20 protein-coding genes are annotated in these 19,634 nt (G+C 62.5%); 7 read left to right on the top strand and 13 right to left on the bottom strand.

Going from position 1 to position 19,634, the window contains the following annotated elements:
* Positions 1–88 precede the first annotated feature (88 nt).
* The 4 genes from HU773_RS12385 (at position 89) to HU773_RS12400 (ending at position 3,791) form a co-directional block, all read left to right on the top strand.
* Positions 89–1,303 carry an EAL domain-containing response regulator gene (locus tag HU773_RS12385; protein WP_057959523.1) on the top strand — a complete coding sequence of 405 codons (1,215 nt, stop codon included), beginning with the start codon at positions 89–91 and terminating at the stop codon, positions 1,301–1,303.
* A 71-nt stretch (positions 1,304–1,374) separates the two neighbouring features.
* On the top strand, positions 1,375–1,854 hold the full coding sequence (locus HU773_RS12390) for a VOC family protein (protein ID WP_169990558.1): 480 nt from the start codon (positions 1,375–1,377) through the stop codon (positions 1,852–1,854).
* A 54-nt stretch (positions 1,855–1,908) separates the two neighbouring features.
* Entirely contained in the window at positions 1,909–2,472 is a 564-nt protein-coding gene (locus HU773_RS12395) for a nucleotidyltransferase family protein (protein WP_186626181.1), read from the top strand.
* Positions 2,473–2,663: 191 nt separating this feature from the next.
* Complete coding sequence (locus tag HU773_RS12400; protein WP_186626180.1) at positions 2,664–3,791, top strand: GGDEF domain-containing protein; 1,128 nt, start codon at positions 2,664–2,666, stop codon at positions 3,789–3,791.
* A 3-nt stretch (positions 3,792–3,794) separates the two neighbouring features.
* On the opposite strand, the gene HU773_RS12405 is transcribed toward HU773_RS12400, so the two are convergent.
* From HU773_RS12405 to HU773_RS12430, 6 genes are all read right to left on the bottom strand, one after another.
* Positions 3,795–5,981: a response regulator gene (locus HU773_RS12405; protein WP_057959525.1), complete on the bottom strand. Its 2,187-nt coding sequence runs from the start codon at positions 5,979–5,981 to the stop codon at positions 3,795–3,797.
* Between the two features lie 27 nt (positions 5,982–6,008).
* A complete protein-coding gene (locus HU773_RS12410; protein WP_186626179.1) occupies positions 6,009–6,860 on the bottom strand; it encodes a CAP domain-containing protein in 852 nt (283 codons plus the stop codon).
* A gap of 80 nt (positions 6,861–6,940) precedes the next feature.
* Positions 6,941–8,269, bottom strand: coding sequence for an MFS transporter (locus HU773_RS12415; RefSeq protein ID WP_057959526.1), 1,329 nt, complete (start codon positions 8,267–8,269; stop codon positions 6,941–6,943).
* Between the two features lie 172 nt (positions 8,270–8,441).
* Positions 8,442–9,635, bottom strand: a complete 1,194-nt coding sequence (gene lhgO / locus HU773_RS12420) for an L-2-hydroxyglutarate oxidase (RefSeq protein ID WP_057959527.1) — start codon at positions 9,633–9,635, stop codon at positions 8,442–8,444.
* 109 nt (positions 9,636–9,744) lie between these two features.
* Positions 9,745–10,455, bottom strand: a complete 711-nt coding sequence (locus HU773_RS12425) for a FadR/GntR family transcriptional regulator (protein WP_057959528.1) — start codon at positions 10,453–10,455, stop codon at positions 9,745–9,747.
* A 54-nt stretch (positions 10,456–10,509) separates the two neighbouring features.
* Positions 10,510–11,730 carry an MFS transporter gene (locus HU773_RS12430; RefSeq protein ID WP_186626178.1) on the bottom strand — a complete coding sequence of 407 codons (1,221 nt, stop codon included), beginning with the start codon at positions 11,728–11,730 and terminating at the stop codon, positions 10,510–10,512.
* A 119-nt stretch (positions 11,731–11,849) separates the two neighbouring features.
* On the opposite strand from HU773_RS12430, the gene HU773_RS12435 reads away from it, so the two are divergent.
* A complete protein-coding gene (locus tag HU773_RS12435) occupies positions 11,850–12,755 on the top strand; it encodes a LysR family transcriptional regulator (protein WP_057441905.1) in 906 nt (301 codons plus the stop codon).
* Positions 12,756–12,782: 27 nt separating this feature from the next.
* Positions 12,783–13,463 (top strand): GNAT family N-acetyltransferase, encoded by a 681-nt coding sequence (locus tag HU773_RS12440; protein WP_057959530.1) that lies wholly within the window; start codon positions 12,783–12,785, stop codon positions 13,461–13,463.
* A gap of 41 nt (positions 13,464–13,504) precedes the next feature.
* On the opposite strand, the gene HU773_RS12445 is transcribed toward HU773_RS12440, so the two are convergent.
* The 6 genes from HU773_RS12445 to HU773_RS12470 form a co-directional block, all read right to left on the bottom strand.
* The gene (locus HU773_RS12445; RefSeq protein WP_057959531.1) at positions 13,505–13,906 is read right to left on the bottom strand and encodes a hypothetical protein; all 402 of its coding nucleotides are present in this window, start codon (positions 13,904–13,906) and stop codon (positions 13,505–13,507) included.
* A gap of 32 nt (positions 13,907–13,938) precedes the next feature.
* Positions 13,939–15,195 (bottom strand): 3-phosphoshikimate 1-carboxyvinyltransferase, encoded by a 1,257-nt coding sequence (gene aroA / locus HU773_RS12450; protein WP_186626177.1) that lies wholly within the window; start codon positions 15,193–15,195, stop codon positions 13,939–13,941.
* A gap of 102 nt (positions 15,196–15,297) precedes the next feature.
* Entirely contained in the window at positions 15,298–15,855 is a 558-nt protein-coding gene (locus tag HU773_RS12455) for a UPF0149 family protein (RefSeq protein WP_057441885.1), read from the bottom strand.
* 84 nt (positions 15,856–15,939) lie between these two features.
* A complete protein-coding gene (locus HU773_RS12460) occupies positions 15,940–16,632 on the bottom strand; it encodes an anti-sigma factor (RefSeq protein WP_057959534.1) in 693 nt (230 codons plus the stop codon).
* Entirely contained in the window at positions 16,629–17,168 is a 540-nt protein-coding gene (locus tag HU773_RS12465; RefSeq protein WP_057959535.1) for a sigma-70 family RNA polymerase sigma factor, read from the bottom strand. The genes HU773_RS12460 and HU773_RS12465 overlap by 4 nt, the downstream gene beginning before the upstream one ends.
* 91 nt (positions 17,169–17,259) lie before the next feature.
* Positions 17,260–17,781, bottom strand: coding sequence for a DUF3455 domain-containing protein (locus tag HU773_RS12470; RefSeq protein ID WP_057959536.1), 522 nt, complete (start codon positions 17,779–17,781; stop codon positions 17,260–17,262).
* Positions 17,782–17,984: 203 nt separating this feature from the next.
* Between HU773_RS12470 and HU773_RS12475 the strand changes: the two genes are divergently transcribed.
* Complete coding sequence (locus tag HU773_RS12475) at positions 17,985–18,770, top strand: sulfite exporter TauE/SafE family protein (protein WP_057441891.1); 786 nt, start codon at positions 17,985–17,987, stop codon at positions 18,768–18,770.
* Positions 18,771–18,828: 58 nt separating this feature from the next.
* Here the strand turns inward: HU773_RS12475 and pcsA are convergent, their stop codons facing one another.
* The gene (gene pcsA, locus HU773_RS12480; RefSeq protein ID WP_057441892.1) at positions 18,829–19,551 is read right to left on the bottom strand and encodes a phosphatidylcholine synthase; all 723 of its coding nucleotides are present in this window, start codon (positions 19,549–19,551) and stop codon (positions 18,829–18,831) included.
* Between the last annotated feature and the right edge of the window lie 83 nt (positions 19,552–19,634).

The following is a 19,634-nucleotide window of genomic DNA, read 5'->3' on the forward strand; positions in this document are numbered from 1 at the left end:
TTTCGTTTTCCATTTAAGACTTTTCCTAAATACGCCGGTAGGAAGCGTGACGAGAATGGCCGTACTTCCCTGTCGTCTGTGATTTGTCATGTCCTTTCTACCAATTCGTGTTCTGGTCGTCGAAGAGCACCCCTTCAAGCAGCTCGTTGCCACTCAGGTCTTCAAGGACTCGGGGTGTGAGTGGGTGATGGGCGTGGCCGACGTGGCCGCGGCCCTGGAACTGCTCGACCGCACAGGGCCGGTGGATATCGTGCTGTGCACCCTTAAGGAGGAAGGACTGCAAGGGCTGACGACCCTCGAAGCACTCAGCCGCACCCGGTGGGTCAGGTCCATGATCATTTGCAGTAGCCATGCCCAGGATCTGCATGACGCCATCGAACGGATGCTCGGCCTGCTGGGGGTGAGTTTCCTGGGGTATGTCGATGCTCCGGTGCGAGCGGTGGCGATTGCGGCGCTGTTGACCCGATACCTGGAAACCACGGTCGCTGCCGGGCACCCCGTCTCTCGGCAGGCGCGCCATACCCGCGCGAGCAAAGCACGTTTGGAGCACGCTATTGCACGGGATGAGCTCAAGGCCTTTTTCCAGCCCAAGTTCAATCTGATGACCGGTAAAAGCGACAGTCTTGAAGTGCTGGCGCGCTGGGAACACCCTCAGTTTGGCGTGTTACCCCCGGCTGATTTCCTCGCCCCGGCAGGGCGTTTCGGTTTGATGGATGAACTGTTTTTCAGCCTGCTGGAACAGGCGTTGGCGTTCCAGCAGACGGCTCAGGAACAGGGGCATGTGCTCTCTCTGGCGTTTAATCTGGAGGCCGGGCAACTGGCTTGTAAGTCCTTGCTCCCGCGTCTGTGCGCAGCGCTGGAGCGCTACGCCATCCATCCTTCGCGCCTGACCTTCGAAATCACTGAAAGCGGATTACTGCAGGTCTCGCCCGGGGTGCTGCAAACCTTGATTCGCTTGCGGATGATGGGCGCCGGCCTGTCCATTGATGATTTTGGTATCGGCTATTCGTCGTTGGAGCGCCTGTGCCAACTGCCTTTTACCGAAATCAAACTCGATGCCCGTTTCGCCCGCGACCTTGAAACCAGCAGCCGTAACCGTGCAGTGATCAGCAGCACCCTGGCATTGGCTCAAGCGCTGGATATGGCGGTGGTGGTCGAGGGCGTCGAGCACGAAAGCCAGCGCCAGGGCTTGCTCAAGCTCGGTTGCGAGCTGGGCCAGGGCTACCTCTGCGCGCGGCCCATGAGTGCCACGCGTGCGCTGGCCTGGCTGGGCATGAAGTCGGTGTCGTGCGGTACGCTTTGATTGCTCGTCACTGGGCCCGCTCACGGTAGGGCTAGACTGTAGCGGTCAATGGCCTTTTTTGGAGTATCCAGATGACCCACAAAAACACCATCTGCCTCTGGTTCGACGGCGCCGCCCTGGACGCTGCCAGGTTCTATGCCGCGACATTCCCGGACAGCAGCTTAGAGGCCGTACATACAGCCCCGGGTGACTATCCGGCGGGTAAGCAGGGCGATGTCCTGACCGTGGAATTCACCGTCATGGGGATCCCGTGCCTGGGCCTCAATGGCGGGGCGGGTATCCAGCACAACCAGGCGTTTTCATTCCAGGTCGCCACTGACGACCAAGCCGAGACGGATCGCCTGTGGCAGGCGATTGTCGGCAATGGTGGCGAGGAGGTTGCGTGCGGTTGGTGCCGGGACAAGTGGGGGCTTTCCTGGCAAATCACCCCGCGGGTGCTCACGGCGGCGATCACCGACCCCGATCCGGCCGCAGCCAAGCGTGCGTTCGAGGCGATGATGGGCATGGTGAAAATCGACATCGCGGCCATCGAGGCGGCGCTCAAGGGGTAACGAAACCCTGGTATAACCTTTGCCCTCAACACGAGCAATGGCAACGGACTGCACATGAGACTGACGACCCAGAGGCTGGTTGAGTTGGCGATGACCAACCCCATCAATGCTGAAATGACCGCGCGCCTGCCAGCCCTTGGCCTGGATCAATGCCTGCTGACGGCCGGTTGCCTGTTCCAGGCGGTGTGGAATCATCAGGCCGGTTTGAGCGCCGATTGGGGCGTGAAGGATTACGACGTGTTCTACTTCGATCCCGATCTGTCCTGGGAAGCCGAGAATGCGGTGATTGAGCGCACCGCCGAACTTTTCCGCGACCTGCATGCGAACATTGAAGTGAAGAATCAGGCGCGTGTGCACCTCTGGTACCCGCAGCGGTTCGGCATGCCTTATCCCCAGTTGCACTCGGCCATGGATGGGGTGGATCGCTATTTGGTGGCGGGCACCTGCATCGCCTTGGCCGTAGACACGGGCGAAATTTATGCGCCTTTCGGTTTGGCCGACATCGAGCAGGGAATACTTCGGCTCAACCCCATCACCCCGCAGCCGGATCTGTTTCAGCAGAAGGCCAGAAGCTATCAGGCCCGCTGGTCGTGGCTCAGGATTGAAAACCCGCAGTAGCTGTCGACGCCGGGCGACGTGGCGTTGCAGCTCACAGTCATATCGCCATTGCCAGCAAGCTGGCTCCTACAGAGGCGCGATGTCTTTAACATGGGCGTTTACGCGGTACCTACAGCGGATTTCGCTGTTCTGGATACTGGCAGGGTGCCACAATGCCATTTTGTCGCGGCACTACTGATCAGGCGAATCAAATGAATGGCCTTGGGCGTGAGCAGGACCAGGATTTTTTCATCGAAGCGCAGGTGCGGAGTGATTGCCTGCATCAGTTGTTTCGCCAATCCTTTTCTGCGGTTTTCGGCAGCTATCTGGCCGCCGGCATGTTGTGCTGGTTGTGTTGGGACCGCCTTGATCGCGACCTGATGATCGGCTGGCTGATCTTGTTGTCCGGCTCGTCGCTCCTGCGCTTTTTGATGTTTTTCCAGTATTTTCGCAGCCCCAGAAGTGAGCGCACGCCGCGCCGCTGGGAGCTCCATTATTGGCTTACGCTGGTGCTTTCTGCGGGGATCTGGGGCGCGGGTGCCCTTGCCATAATGCCCGCCGATGACCGCTTGACCCAGGCGCTGGTCATCCTCTTTACCGTGGGGATGTCCGTCAGTGCGGTGTCGTGTTACTCGGCCTACCGCTACATGACCATGGTGTCCATGGCCCTGGTGCTGTTGCCGTGCACCCTGTGGTTGCTGTTTCAACCTTCCAAGATGCAAATGGGCATGGCTATCGCAGTGCTGGTGTTCTCATCCTTTGTCGTAGGCGCCTCGCGGAAATTGTCCGAGGCCCTGCAGAAGGCCTTTCGCCTGACCCGCGAAATAGAGCGGGCCCACAGTATTTCCACGCGCGCTGCCGAGACCGACGAACTCACCGGGCTGATGAACCGCCGGGCGTTTTTCGAAAAGGCCCAGGTGCTGTATGACCAATGCAAACGCACTCGCCAGCCCCTGTGTGCGCTGATGCTGGACATGGATCACTTCAAGGCCATCAACGACACCTACGGCCACCAGACGGGTGACCGGGTGTTGCAGCAGATTGGCCAGGTGATCAGCGCCTCCTTTCGCCAGACGGATATCTATGGCCGCCTGGGGGGCGAGGAGTTTGCGGTGTTGTTGCCCGACACCACGCTTGAGGTAGCACGGGACATCGGCGAACAACTGATCCGCGCCATTGCCGATTTGACCATTGACCCGGTGCAGGTGTTGAGTGCGAGCCTGGGGGTGGCCTCGACGCTTGCCGTGGGCGACGACTTGCAGCACTTGATGAACACGGCCGACAAAGCCCTGTACCGCGCCAAGGCCTTGGGGCGCAACCAGGTGGTGGTCGCGTCCTAGGCTTCAGTCCTTGCCCATAGCCTTGGCCAGCACCCGTGAGACCTGGTCGGCGGAGTAGGGTTTGGCGAGAAACTCAAAGCCGTCATAACCGGACTTGGCCAGTTCCTCGCTGTAGCCGGAGGTGAGGATCACCGGCAGATCGGGCCGGCGCCGGCGCAACTCCCGGGCCAGCGCCACGCCACCGATGCCGGGCATCACCACGTCGGAGAACACCCCATCGAATGCCCGGGCATCCGGGCCGATCATTTCCAGGGCTTCTTCGGCATGGGTGGCCCACACTGTCTGGTAGCCCAGGTCCTGCAGAATCTGGTTGGCGAAGCGGCCCACTTCGAGGTTGTCCTCCACGATCAAGATGCGCCGTCGCCCGGCGTCCGGGGCCAGTTCAAGCGGCGTCTCGACCACGTTGTCGAGGATCGTCTCCGGCTCCACTTGCGGCAGGTACAGGGTAAACACGGTGCCCTGGCCGAGCACACTGGCGACATCGACATTGCCTCCCGACTGCTTGGCGAACCCGAATACCTGCGACAGCCCAAGCCCGGTGCCTTTGCCGACTTCCTTGGTGGTGAAGAACGGTTCGAAGATGCGTTCAAAGGTACTCGAGGCAATCCCGCTGCCGGTGTCCGCCAGGGAGATCGCGACGAAGGGTTTGCCGGAGCCGCCATGCCCGCGAATGCATGGCAACGGCTGGTCCCGGTCCAGGCGTAACACCAGCGTACCCTGGCCATTCATTGCATCCCGCGCGTTGAGGGCGATGTTGATCAGCGCGGTTTCAAACTGGCTGGAATCCGCGCAGACGTAACACGCCTGTTCCGGCAATTGGACGCGGACGTGAATCCGCGCACCGGTAAGCGTCTCCAGCATGTCGCCGATGTTTTGCACGCGCTGGCCCACATTGAACACTTGTGGGTTGAGCGGCTGGCGCCGGGCGAAGGCGAGCAATTGGCTGGTCAGCTTGCTGGCGCGTTCTACGGTATCGGTCACCGCACTCATGTATCGCTCGCGGCGCTCTTCGGGCAGGTTGGGCATGCGCAGGAAGTCCACCGACGAGCGGATGATTGTCAGCAGGTTGTTGAAGTCGTGGGCAACGCCGCCGGTCAACTGGCCAATGGCTTCGAGCTTCTGCGACTGGCGCAACGCCGCTTCAGTCTGGTTGAGCAGGGTGGTGCGCTCCATGACCCGTTGCTCCAGGGTCGCATTCAAATCGGCCAGCGCCGACAGGCCCTCACGCACAATGGCATCGGCCCGCACCCGTTCGATATGGGCCCAGGAGCGCTCCGTGACCTCACCCAGCAGCGCCAGGTCGTAGGAAGACCAGCGCCGCGGGACGCGGTCGTGAATGGCCATCAGCGCGGTCAGACGCCCGGACTTGATCAGCGGCATGCAAATCGTCGCCGTCACGCCAATGGCCTGGAAGGTCGCGGCCTCCTCGGGCGTCAGCTCCGTCAGGTTGTCATTGATGATCAACGGCTCGCCGGCCTGCAGGCGCTCGACCGCCAATTGGCCGAAGTCCGTCAGGCGATAATGCCCGACGATGCTGGGCGAGCCTTCTGCGGCCCAGTTGCCGCGGATGGTAAAACCGTCTTCGTCGGCCTCCATGTCGGCATAGGCGCAGTTGGACAGGTTCAGGTGGGTCGCCAGCACCCGCGTGGTGGCCGCCATGATCGCCGCCGGATCGGTGGCGTTGGCCACACCGAGGCTGATGGCATCCAGCACGGCCAGGCGGCGCGTCATAAACACCGTATTGGTGGTCTCGGTCACGGTGTCGAGCATCCCCACCACCTTGCCTGTGGAGTCGCGGATCGGGCTATAGCAGAACGTGAAATAAGCCTGTTCCGGCGCCGCGCCACGCTCGACGATCAGTGGGAAGTCTTCGATAAACGTTGCCTGGCCGTCGAATGCAGCATCGGCGATCGGGCGGATCTGGCTCCAGGCTTCCTGCCAGATCGTGCTGAAGGGTTGGCCCAGTGCCTCTGGTTTGTTGCCCAGCACCGGAATGAACGCGTCGTTATACAGCGTGATCAATTCGGGCCCCCACACCACCGCCTGAGGGAAACGGGAAGCAAGGCTCAGGGACACCGTGGTCTTGAGCACGTCCGGCCATTGCTCTATTGGCCCCAGGGGCGAGTTGGCCCAGTCATGGCGGCGAACCCGTTCGGCCATCTCACCGCCGCCTTGCAGCCAGTCTGTCATCGACTCAATACCTTGTTCGTTTCGACGCTATTGCGTGCCCAACAATGCCGTCCAGTAAATCCCCGCATCGCTTTTCGGATCCAGCCCATAGGCGGCGCCCAATTCGCGAAATTGTGGGTTCATCAGGTTGGCGCAATGCCCGGGGCTGGCGAGCCAGCCGTCAACCACCTTGCGCGGCGTGTCCAGGCCGGCCGCGATGTTCTCGCCGACCTGTTGCGCCACATAACCGGCCAGTTCCGCGCGGTCGCCCGGGGTCCGACCGTCGCGGTCCAGGTGGTCGAAGAAGTTGTGGTTGGCCATATTGCGTGCATGACTGTCGGCGGCGCTCGCCAACTGGGCGTTCCAGGCCAGCGGCGTGGTGGCCGCGAAGGCTTGCTCGCCACACTGGCGCGGTTGTTTGCGGGCGGCGTTGACCATCTCCAGCAACTGCGGGCCGGCGTCCTGGGAGCTGGCCAAGCCACGGCTCAACAGTGGGCGGGCGAGGACAATGCGCCAGTCCTGGCCACTGTTGCTGACGCCAATATCGACGAATTGCGGGTCGAGCACCACCCGGCAGAAGCTCTCGCGCACCGCTTTCATCGCCGATTGCGAGTCGCGAGGCCCGGACAGGCTGATCGCCTGCACGTTGACCATCGGGTAGGCCACCTGGGCCAGGGCCTGCTGCAAATCGCCGACATTATTGACCGGCAACACCAGGCGTGGGTCGACCGCCAGCGGCGGCAACTCCTGGGAGCCCTGGTCGCCACAGCGCTGCACCTGGCTGCGGTACTGGTTGATCGAGTCGATCAATTGACTCTCTTCGCTCGCCGACGCGGTGGCGCAAAACACCAGACTGGCGGCCAGCGTGGTAACACCCATCATCAATGACAGAACGCGCATGGACGTTTCCCTTGAGCATGAAAGTGCCCATGATGCGCGATCAAGGGGCGCAGATGCACCCCTTGGGCGATATTTTGCCCTTAGTTCTTGAATGCCGAGTGCTTGCGACCCTGGTCACATAGGGCAAACACCACCACCAGCACCGACGCGATGGCCAGAATGATCACCACGCCGTCTGTCGAGTGAGTGGTCGAGGCAGCCACCATCGACAAGGCCCCCAAAGGCGCCAGGCCACCGGCGATGGCCGTGCCGATTTCACGGCCGGTACCGAAACCCGAAGAACGGGTCTGGGTCGGGAACTGACGGCTGAGGAACGAGCCCTGTGGCGCGAACATCATCGGCGCGAGGATCCCGGTGCCGATCCCGATGGCCAGGTAGATCATCAGGCTTTCGCCGGTGTTCAACAGCGCCAGGAACGGGTAGGCGAACAGCAGCGACAGCACGCCGCCCAGCACCAGCACCGACTTGCTGCTCCACTTGTCACACAGCCAACCGAAGCATGGCACGGCGACAATCGCCACCAGGCTGGCGATGGTCACCGACAGCGAAGTGACGTGCACATCAACGCCCTTGAACTGCGTCAGATAGGCCAGGGAGAAGGTCTTGAAGATGTAGCTCAGGGCGTTGTAGCCAATGGCCACGAAGAACACCACCGCCAGGCCCTTGAGGTCATTCTTGAACAGGGCCTTGAGCGGCGAGACCTTGGCCTTGGCCGGCTCCTGGCTCAGTTCTTTGAACTCGGGGGTTTCCGGGATGCTGTTACGCACCCACAGGCCCACACCCACCAGGGCGATACTGCAGATAAACGGGATGCGCCAGCCGCCGGCCAACAGGAACTCATTGCCATTGATGGTCAGCAGGTACACGGTCAGCGACGACAGCAGCAGGCCCAGGTTCAAGCCCAGCGCCGGCCAGGCCCCCTGGCTGCCGCGCTTGCCTTCTGAAGCATGCTCGTAGGAAGTGACCGCCGCGCCCGACAGCTCGGCACCGGCGCCCAGGCCCTGGATGATGCGGATAAACACCAGAATGATCGGCGCCCAGATGCCAATCGAGGCATAGCTGGGGATCAGGCCGATCAGCGTGGTGCACACGCCCATCATGCAGAAGGTCAACACCAGCACATGTTTGCGGCCGAACTTGTCGCCCAGGTAGCCGAACAGGATGCCGCCGAAGGGGCGGGCGATAAAGCCGATGGCAAAGGTGGAGAACGCCATCAGGGTCGCGGTTTTCGGGTCACTGTTATCAAAGAAGATCTTCGAAAAGACAATCGCCGCCATGGTTGCGTAGAGGTAGAAGTCATACCACTCCAGCATCGAACCGAAGATGGTGGCAGCAGCCACCTTGCGCAGGCGCTTCTTGGTTTGTGCCGGGGTTTCCACCGTGGCCGGGGTGTGGGCTTTTGCCGTCATGCTGTACTTCCTTCTCAGTCATTATATTTATTAGGGTGTTGCGAACGCGATCAAATGTGGGAGCTGTCGAGCCTTGGCGAGGCTGCGATAGCGCCGGGTCAGGCGATACATTGGTTGCCTGCGCCGCCGTCATCGCAGCCTCGCGGGGCGAGACAGCTCCTACAGGGGGTGTTTAGTTGGGGGTGAACATGCGGTCGGCGATCATTTCGCCAATCGGAATCGCCGAGGTGGCCGCCGGTGACGGCGCGTTACACACGTGCAACATGCGCGGCGTCTGGGCGAACAGGAAATCGTGCACCAGGCTGCCGTCGCGCATCACCGCCTGGGCGCGGATCCCGGCTTCGTAGGGCTGCAGGTCGTCGAGTTCCAGGGATGGGCAATACTTGCGGCATTGCTCCAGGTAGCCGGACTTGAACAACGAATTCTTCATTTCCACGCTGCCGGAGCCGAGGTTCTGCCAGATGGTTTTCCAGAAGCCGGGGAAGCGCGCGTACTCGGCCACATCCTTCCAGTTGACGGAAAACTTCTTGTAGTTCTCCCGGCCCAGGCCCAGCACCGCATTGGGGCCGACGGTGACGCTGCCATCAATCATGCGGGTCAGGTGCACCCCCAGAAACGGCAGCTCCGGATCCGGGATCGGGTAGATCAAGTGGTTGACGATGTTGTTCTTCGACGCGGGCAAGCGGAAATACTCGCCACGGAAGGGGATGATCTGGTGGTCGATATCAATCCCGGCCAGGGTCGCCAGGCGGTCCGATTGCAGGCCTGCGCACACCACCAGGTGCCGCGCTTGCCAGGCGCCGTCGTGGGTGCTGACGGTGACTTTGTCGGTGTCTTCGGCAATCGCCGTGACGGTTTTTTCCAGGCAGATCTCACCCCCGTTGCGGCGAATCACTGTAGCCATGGTTTCGCAGACCTGGCGGTAGTCGACTATCCCGGTGGCATCGAGGAACAACCCGCCCAGGCCGACAATGTTCGGCTCGCGGGCCCGCAGTTGCTCGGCGTCCAGGCGCTCGACCTTCATCCCGTTGAGCTGCGAGCGCGCATACAGCGCTTCCATGCGCTGCACTTCCAGGGCCGTGGAGGCCACCAGCAATTTGCCGCACACCTCGAACTTGATCCCGTGCTCGCTGCAGAACTGTTTGGTGGCCTCGGCGCCACGCTTGCACAACTCGGCCTTGAGGCTGCCGGGTGCGTAGTAGATGCCGGCATGGATCACGCCGCTGTTATGGCCGGTCTGGTGCTTGGCCAGCACTGGTTCCTTTTCCAGGATCACCAGGGACGCGTTGGGCTGGCGCTTGAGCAACTCCATCGCGGTGGCCAGGCCGACAATGCCGCCACCGATGATGCAAAAGTCATAAATCATGTGGGCTACCTAAATCAGTACATTTCAGTCTGCTTATCAGGTTGTCAGACTAATGTTTTTGTTAAAAAAACAGCGTGCCCGCGGGCACGCTTTATAGGTGTTCGATGGATCAATGGGTGGCCGGCAGCTCCAGTTGCAAGCGTTTGGCGGCGGCACGCAAATGCGCCTCGGCGGCGGCGGCGGCACCCTGGGGGTCGGCGTCGACGATGGCCTGGTACAGCGCCTGGTGTTCCTGGGTGGCGTCCGCCGAGCCGCTGGCAAAGCGCGACGCCGAGTTTTCCCAGGCGGTCTTGCGTGCGCTGGCCAACTGGCTGCGCAGAAAGTCGTGGAAGGCGACGAAATACTCGTTTTTGCTGGCGTCGGCGATGGCCCGGTGAAACTCCACGTCGGCCAGTGCAGCGGCCTCAAAGTCGGCGCGCTTGTCGTGCATTTCCTGCAGGGCACGTTTCATGCGTTGCAGGTCGTCGGCGTCGCGGCGTTGGGCGGCAATGGAGGCCGCCTGGGTTTCGATCCACAGGCGCACTTCGAACATTTGCGCGAGGTCAGGGCGTCGGCCATTTTTTTCCGGAAAGCGGAACACCGTACCGGCCGGGGTCTGCGAAATAAACGAGCCCAGGCCACGGCGGGCGGTCAGCACGCCATCGGCCTTGAGCTGGGCAATCGCCTCGCGCACCACCGAACGGCTGACATTCAACTGTTCCGCCAATTGCTGCTCGGTGGGCAGGCGCGACTCGGGCGCCAGTTGTCCGGAGTCAATCTCGGCCCGTATGGCGCTGACAACACGCACAACGAGGGAATCTGGACGCTGAAGCTCAAGCATGGCAAAGCCTAGGTGATCAGGTTGTCAGACAATAGCTGTTACGATTTTCCCTTGTCAAGGCGCCGCTGTGGCTTGCAGCGTTTTTACCTGGCGCCCCAAGGCCAGCAGCAGCGCCAGCACAACCAGCCCTGCGGCCACCGCAAAGGTCACGCGCAAGCCTTGGCCGACTGCTGCGGGGAGGGCTGACTGGAGATCGCCAGTGCCCCAGGCAAACACCGCGCCCAGGGCCCAGGCGCCGATAATCAGGCCCAGATTGCGCGACAGGTTCAGCCAGCCCGCGATCACGCCGCGTCGGTCCGCCGACAGATTGCTCATCACCGCTGTGTTGTTGGCCGCCTGAAAGTGCGCGTAGCCCAGGGTGAGGATCACCAGCGCGCCGATATAACCTGCAGCGCCCAAGGGCAGCAACACCAACATCAAGCAGCCGGCGAGCATGCACAACAGGCCGCCAAGCGTCGTGGCATAGCTGCCCCAGCGGTCGGTCAGGCGCCCGGCCGGTATGCCCGCGAGCGCCGCGACGCAAGGGCCGACAGCCATGGCCAGGCCCATTGGCGTGGGATCCAGCCCTAGGCCATGGCTCAGGTAAAACGGCCCGGCGACCAGGGTGGTCATCATCACGGCCGCCACCAGCGTACTCATGCCAAGCCCGGCGCCCAGGGCTCGGTCATGGAGTGCCGAGAAGACACTGACGCGGCCGCCAGCGGGTGGTGGCGGATCTCTGTCGGCCTGTGTGCGCTGCACCAGCACGAACGCCAGGGCGGCCAACGGCAGCATCACCAGGAACAGCGCGCGCCAGCCCGACGCCGCAATCAGTGCGCCACCGATGGCCGGCCCCAAGCCGGTACCCACCGCCGACATCGTTCCCAGCAAACCCATGACGCGCCCGGTCTGCTCCTTGGGCACGGTGGCGGTGACCAGCGCCATGGTCATTGCCATCATGGTCGCTGCGCCGAGCCCTTGCAGCGCCCGCGCCGCGACCAAGGCACCGAGGGAGGGCGCGGCGCTGCACAGGGCGCATGCCACGGCGAAGACCGCCACACCCGCCAGCAGCAGGCGTCGATGGCCGAACCGATCCCCCAGGCGGCCCACACCCACCAGCACGGCCGTGATCGCCAGCAGATAACTCAGCACCACCCATTGCACCGCTGCAAAGGCTGCTGTAAAGCCCTCGGCCATCTGCGGCAGGCCGACATTGGCAATGCTGGTGCCCAGTGTAGCCAGGAGCATGCACAACGATAAACCGGCGAGCGCGCCGCGTGGGGTAGGGGACGTCATGGGATTTTCCTTGTGCTGCACCTAGTCGTTGCCCGCACTCTATGGTCTCGCCTAGCATGGCGGAAGACGCAGCAGTTGCACTCTATACCTGCGTCAAACGCCTGATGAGGATTGCCGCCGTGTCGCTTCCCGATTTCAATCTGCTGGTCACCCTGGACGTGCTGCTCGCCGAAGGCAGCGTCGCCCGTGCCGCCCAGCGCCTGGGCCTGAGCCCCTCGGCCATGAGCCGGGCGTTGGCGCGGCTGCGTGAAACCACCGGTGACCCGTTGCTGGTGCGCGCCGGCCGAGGCCTGGTGCCGACGCCACGCGCCCTGGAACTGCGCGAACGGGTCAGCCAACTGGTACAGGATGCAGAAGCGCTGCTGCGTCCGCTGCAGGTCCTGGATCTCAAGAGCCTGCAGCGAACCTTTGTGCTGCGCACCAGCGAAGGGTTTGTCGAGAGCTTTGGCCCGGCGCTGCTGGCCCATATCGCCGCGCAGGCGCCCGGCGTACGCCTGCACTTTGTGCATAAGCCCGGCACACCGCTGCGCGACAGCGGCGTGGACCTGGAAACCGGCGTGGTCGATAGCACGGCCAACCCCGAAGTGCTGACCCAGTTACTGTTTCGCGACCGCTTTATCGGCGTGGTCCGCGCCGGCCATCCACTGAGCCAGGGGCCCATCACCCCTGCACGCTACGCCGCCGGCCGGCATATCTACGTGTCCCGGCGCGGGCGCGAGCGCGGGCAGATCGACGATGCCCTTGAGGCCTTGCACCTCACGCGTGACGTGGCGACCATCGTCACCGGGTTCTCCACCGCCGTGGCATTGGCGCAAAGGACCGACCTGATCGCCAGCGTCCCAGAGCGTTATACCCATGGCCTGCGCGATGGCCTGTTCAGCTTTGCCCTGCCGGTCGACGTCCCGGAGTTCAGCGTGGCGATGCTCTGGCATCCACGCCTGGATGCCGACCTCGCGCATCGTTGGCTGCGTGGCTGTTTGCGCGAGGTGTGTGGCGCAGAACGGGTACAATCCCGCCAGCCTTGATGCGAAATACCAGGAAACAGGAATTCGATGTTCACCCTTACCCACTACGCAAGCCCATGCCCCGAGCCGGTCAACAGCCAGATTCTGCAGATGGTGGTCGACTACCTGACCGATATCAGCATGGTCGCCATCCCGCCGAGCAACCTGCTGTACAACATCTACCAATATGCAATCGGTTACGAAGTGCACCTGTACCTGGAAGCGCTGGGCGGGGGCAAGGGCATTGCGGTTGAGCTGATTGTCGCGATGGATGAGCAGGATCCGGTCAAGGTCATTGGCTTCCTGCTGTACCTGCCGGTCAAGGACGATCCTGAGGCTTGCGGCGTGACCTATATGGCCGTGCATGCCAGCCACCGCCGCCAGGGCGTGGCGCGGGCGATGATGGACGACATGCTCGGCCGTTACCCCCATGGCGAACTGACCTGCGCGGTGGAAAAAGTCCCGGCGTTCGAAGCCATGGGCTTTCAGGTGCGCGGCGTGCGTGGCACTCAGGTATTGATGAATACCCGTGACTACAGCACCGATGGCCTGATGGGCGTGTTGGATGTGGCGTCGATCTACAGCTCCCTGGAAGTGCGGCAGATTCACACCTATTTGCTAAACAAACACGGCAAGCGCGCGATGATCGACGCCGAGAAACAGCGGGACCGGCATTTCGATCAGATGGCGCGCAAGGCCCAGGTGTTTGTGCAAAACCGCTTGGCCTGACCGGCGGCTGTTGTGGCAACGGGTCTGATCAAGCCCGTTGCTCACAACAACGGCGGGCTGTCGCGAAACAGGTCATGGGCATCCAGCAACCGATAAGCAATCTCCGGCCGTTTCTCCATCCCTTTGCGAATGGCTGCCGGAATCGACTGCCGCGTCTTGCGACACAGCCCCGGCAGGTCGTCGATGACGATCTGGATCCCGCGCATGCTTTTGACTTCGGTATGCCCCGGGGCGATATGCACGCGGATGCCCAGTTGCTGGTGCATCAGGTGTTGCATGCGTTCCAGGTCGGCCAGGCTTTGCAGGTTTTCCAGGCGTTCGAGCAGCTTTTTTTCTTCCTGGCGGGTCAGTTGCAGGATGCGCTGGTCGGCACCGGGGGCCTCGAGCAGTTGCTCGCGCTCGCAGTCACACACAGCCGGTGGGCAGGGTTGGCGAATTGTCATGATCACTCCCTCCCCACGCTGGTGCTGACGGCTTAGTAGGTCAGTTGCACGCCCAGGCTGCCCAGGGCGTTCCAGTACTCAGGATAGGTCTTGCCCACGCAGTCCGGGTCCTGAATCTTGATGCCCGAGACTTTCAGGCCCGCCAGCGCAAAGCACATGGCGATGCGGTGGTCGGCGTGGGTGTCGATCAGTGCGGTGCACGCAGTGCCCGCCAACGCCGGATCGCTGGCCACCAGCAAGTCGTCACCGATGATGGTCGCCAGCCCCGGGCGGATCTCGTTGAGGCCGTCATGCAGGGCCTGGACGCGGTCGCATTCCTTGACCCGCAGGTTGGCCAGTTCGGTGAAACGCACCGGGGTGTTGTTGAACGCCGCCAGCACTGCGAGGGTCGGGATGGCGTCCTGCATCTGCGAGCCGACCACTGTGGCCGGCATCTGCGGGAATTGCGCGATCACGGCCTGGGCCTTGGCGTCGGGCTGGGTGAAGTCCTGGGCCGCGACGCCCAGGTCGATGCTGCCGCCCGTGAGTACTTCAGCCGCCCATAGGTAGGTGGCCGCCGAAGCGTCGGGTTCGATCAGATAATCGTTGGCGGTGTAGCCGGTGGGGGCCACGCGCCAGGTGCTGTCGTTGACCACGTCCACCTGGGCGCCGAACGCGCGCATGCAATCCAGGGTCAGGTCGACATAGCCACGGGCGCCAATATCCTTGCCGGTCAGGGCCACCTCGATAGGGGCCTCGCCGCACGCCGCGAGCATCAACAGCGCCGACACGTACTGACTGGACAGGCCGCCGTCGATCTCGAAGCGCTTGGCCTGCACCTTGCTGCGCCCATGCACGGTCACGGGCGGGCAGCCGGTGGGGCTTTCAACCTGGATGCCGTTCTGGTTCAGGGTCGCCAGCAGCGGGCCGATCGGGCGCTTTTGCATGTACGCGTCGCCATCCAGTACCACGCTGCCTTCCACGGTCGCCACGGCGGCCGTAAGAAAGCGCATTGCGGTGCCGGCGTTGCCCAGGAACAGGGGTTGCGCCGGCAGTTGCAGCTTGCCGTGGCCGGTGACGACAAAGGTCACGTCATCCGGCTCGTCAATGGTCACGCCCATCTGGCGCAAGGCCACGGACATATGCCGGGTGTCGTCGCTTTTCAGCGCGCCGCTCAGGCGGCTGGTGCCCTTGGCCAGGGCCGCCAGCAACAGAGCGCGGTTGGTAATGGATTTGGAGCCGGGAGGCGCTACCTTGCCGTGCAATGGAAAGTTGGGCGGTGTCACGGTCACGGTTTTCTGCGAACTCAAGGTACAAGGCTCCTGATTCAAGGCGCGGTGGCTGGGAGTGGCCGGCTGGCGGAGACGAATAATCGACCATCCGGCACGGCAGGGTCAAATCGTGGCGCAGGTTTAACCGCGCTGGCTCAGCCAATAGGCATGCAAGGCCCTGGCGGCTGGTTCGATGCGCGCCACCTGCTGCTGATGGGCGGCGACATCCAGGTCGGCCGGCAATTCGAAGTTGTCCTGCTCGGCGCACCAGGAGATGGCTTCCAACTGTGCCGCCTGTTCGCTCGGCAGGGGCGGCCATTCGCTGATCGCGGCGCCACGGATATAGCCAAAGCACCATTCCTCGGCGAGGGTCAGCGGCTGGTCCTGGTGTTCGGTTTGTTCAAAGCGTGCCTCAAAACCCTGGGCATCGCTGGCCAACTGCAGGGCAAGGCTGTTGAGATGGCGCGTGCACAGGTCGATAAACTGCCCGAGTTCTTCCTTGCTTTCCCAGGCCGGGACCTGCCCACCCCAGATGGCCGGGAACCAGATGGCAACGTCCACCGGCGCCGGGCCGGACACCAGGGCCGTGAAGTAGCCGTCGAGCTCGGCCAGGTTCAACACCGAGTTGTCGTCGCCGTATTTGAGCAGAATGTCTTCGATGAACTCGAAATCGGCAGGGGCGAGGGCGTGGTCGTGCATGAACATATCCTTTGAGCGTCAAGCGCCGCAGATAAGGCGGCGTAAAACGCGGAGGATGGCGCGAGTCAGCGTTTTAATCCAGTGCTAGATCACCTTTACCGCACGGCCAATCGCCTGGATCGGCCCGGTCGGCTTGCCGGTCGGCGAGCCATTGGGGCCTTCCAGGGTCAGCTCGAACAGTTGGTTGGGCGCCAGCGGCGGCAGTTTATCCAGGGGGATCGACAGGCTTTGCCCCGGCTTGACCAACCCAAGCGAAACCGGGCCTTGCCAGTCATCACCCTTGGTCCAGAACTCCAGCGCCTTGTCTGCCGGTATCTGCACCACGCCCAGGGGGATCAGCTGGATTTGCTGATCGTTGCTGGCCTGGATCACCCAGCCCGGCGCCTGGCTCTGTGGCGCCATCAGCACCACCACGTAGGCGGTCGGGTTGACGGCGGCGGGGCGGGTCAGCAGCAGTGTGGCCAGCACCAGACTGGCCAACAAGCCTGCACCGGCCAGGCCACGCCACAGGGCGAGCAGGTTCCACCACGGCACTGACCGCGCATCGCCCAGGGTGTGATGGCCCAGGCTGCGTTCAATGCGTCGCCACAGGTAGGGCGACGGCGCCAGCGGCTCGGCCAGTTCGGTCAGGGGCAGCAGGCGCTGTTCCCAGGCATCCACCGCCGCGCGCAAGGGCGCGTCGTGTTCCAGGCGTTGCTGCACCTGCAAACGTTGATCTGCTGCCAAGGTCCCCAGCACGTATTCGCTGGCCAGTTCGTCCAATTCGTCGGGTGTCATGCCATGCACTCACGCAAGGCCGCGAGGCTGCGTTTGATCCAGGCTTTGACAGTCCCCAGCGGGGTGTCCAGTTTCTGTGCGATTTCACTGTGGGACAGGCCATCGACATACGCATGCAACAGGCAACTGCGGCGCGACGGTTCCAGATGCTCCAGGCACTGATAAACCTTGCCGCTGCGGGCGCGGTACTCGAAGTGCTCGGCCGTGGGCTCAGCCACCAGTGTGCGTTCGTGCTCATCACTGAGCGCGACCTCACGCTGACTTTTACGCATAACGTTGAGCGCCATATGCCGGGTCACGCTGTACACCCAGCCACGGGCCGAACCCCGGCGCGGGTCGAACCCGCTGGCGCCGTTCCAGATGTTGATAAATGCCTCATGCACGATGTCCTCTGCCAGGGCCGTGTTCCGTGCGATGCGCTTGGCCACGCCGAGCAGACGGGCGCAATCGTGTTCATACAACTGACGCAAGGCTTGCTGTTCGCCACGGGCGCAGGCCAACAGGCAGGCTTCATAGTCAAAGAGAAGTTCGGGCAAGGACTGGGGCCGCCATTTCAGGGTCAACCCCCGGCCCAGAGTGGCCGGGGTGCTATCGCAGCAGCTTAGACGAGTTTTCTGGCCGGGCGGATCATTTGGCCGCCCAGAAGAGGTAGTCCGCCTGGTACTTCACCACTTGCTGCTGGCCCTTGGTGGCGGTGCTGCATTCGGCACTCGGCGCCACGCCACCCTTGAGCGCCACGCGCTGGATATAGCTGACGCCGGTCATGGCACCCTGGCCTTCAGCCGGATTGGCCTTGACCAACTGATAGGGCAGGTTGCCGGCGCTGGACGGCGCCACGGCCAGTTGGGTGCCGGTGACTTTCGAACCGTCCTTGGCCTGCCAGGTGGCAGGCGGGCCGAAGTAGGTACCCACTTGCTTACCGCTACGATCGTTGAGCACCGCCTTGGGGCCGACAAAGACCCACTCGGTCTGGCCGGCAGCGTTGGCCTTGTCGCGGCATTCGTAGGTGATTTCGCCGACACCGGTGGTTTCCAGGATCAGCTTGTGCCCGTCCGGCACCTTGATGCTGTCGGGCAGGCTGGTCTGGGCAAAGGCCGCCGGTGCGGCAATCAGCAGGCAGGTCAGGCAGAGCAGGGGTTTAGCGTTCATCGGTGTCTCTCCGTAAGGGTGAACAGCTGAGCAGCGCTGCGGCTGCTTCCTGTACTACTCACGGCGTGGCCGATTGGATGCACGGTGCGGCAAATAAATCTGCAAAACACAAAAGGAATAAAGTCAGATCGTATTGATATAAGTAGTTATAAGAAAAATCGCTATGCTGCCGCCAGAATTTTATAAGGCCGCAGGTAGCTGTAATGGATGTGGGTAATTTTGGTTTTGTGGTGGCGGGCCTGATTGTTGGTTTTATCGTCGGCATGACCGGCGTCGGTGGAGGGTCGTTGATGACCCCGATCCTGCTGTGGTTCGGCATCAACCCGGCGACCGCCGTGGGTACCGACCTGCTGTATGCCGCCATCACCAAATCCGGTGGGGTGCTGGTGCATGGCAAGAACAAGAACATCGACTGGACCATCACCGGCTGGCTGACCCTGGGCAGTGTGCCGGCGGTGTTGCTGACGCTGTGGTTCCTCAAGAGCCTGCATACCGATCCCAGCGCGATGAACGAAGTGATCAAGCAAGCCCTGGGTGTGGTGCTGTTGCTCACGGCCCTGGCGATTCTGTTCAAGAAGCGATTGTTGGCTTTTGCCCAGCGCCATGCGGGCGACAACTACCATATGAGCCCGCGCAACCTGAATGGGTTGACGGTATTCACTGGGGCGATCCTCGGCACCATGGTTGCCCTGACCTCCATCGGTGCCGGCGCCCTGGGCACCGTGGCGCTGTTTATCCTGTACCCGTTTTTGGCCACCAAGCGCCTGGTGGGCACCGAAATCGCCCACGCAGTCCCCCTGACCCTGGTCGCGGGCCTTGGGCATGCGAGCATGGGTAATATGGACTGGCATTTGCTGGGGTTCTTGCTGATGGGCTCGCTGCCGGGTATCTACTTCGGCAGCCATATGTCCGGCCGGGTGCCGGATGAGCTGCTGCGTCCGTGCCTGGCGGTGATGCTGGGGTTGATTGGTTTCAAGCTGGCGTTCTGACTGCCGGTCTTGCGCTGGGTTGCTGTGGCGAGGGCGGCTCGCCACAACACTTCACGGGTTATGCCTTGCGCGATTTATCCAACCACTCCATCGCCGTACGCCAGATACAAATCCCCAGGAAATACGCCGACATCAACAACCACAAGCCCATGGTCAGCTTGTTGGTGTACGGCTGGTCGATCACCAGCAACAGGCTGCACAGCAGCCACACCGTGGTCACCGCAATATTGATCGGCATAAAGCGCTTGACCCGGAACGGGTGCAGGAACTTCATCGGCGTCACCGTCAGCAGCGCCAGGCCGATCACCGTGGCCAAGGTTATCCAGGCGTCCGGGTCGATAATGTAGACACACAGCGCCACCACATTCCAGGCCGCGGGGAAGCCCTGGAAGTAGTTGTCCTTGCTCTTCATATTGACGTTGCAGAAGCAGAACAACGACGACACCAGGATCACCGAGACGGTGAACAGGTGGGTGAAGTCCGGCAGGTCGATATAGCGGTAGATAAACAGCGCCGGGATAAACACATACGTCAGGTAGTCAATCACCAGGTCCAGTACCGAGCCATCGAAGCTTGGCAGCACGGTCTGCACATTGACCCGCCGCGCCAGCGACCCGTCCACGCCATCCACAATCAACGCCAGGCCCAGCCACAGCAGGCAGGCCTTGGGTTGGTTCTCCAGCAGCGCCAGCGTCGCAAGGAAGGCCAGCACCACGCCGGTGGCGGTAAAGCCATGGGCGCCCCAGGCTTTGAGTCTGGCTACATGCAGGGTCGATATCACAGGGGCGTTCTCCAAAAGGTGAAACGGGGCAGCCGACGGCGGTTGAGCGTCGAATCTGGCCAAGGGATGCAGGTATCGACCGG

Source organism: Pseudomonas shahriarae, assembly GCF_014268455.2.
GTDB classification, from domain to species: Bacteria; Pseudomonadota; Gammaproteobacteria; order Pseudomonadales; family Pseudomonadaceae; genus Aquipseudomonas; species Aquipseudomonas shahriarae.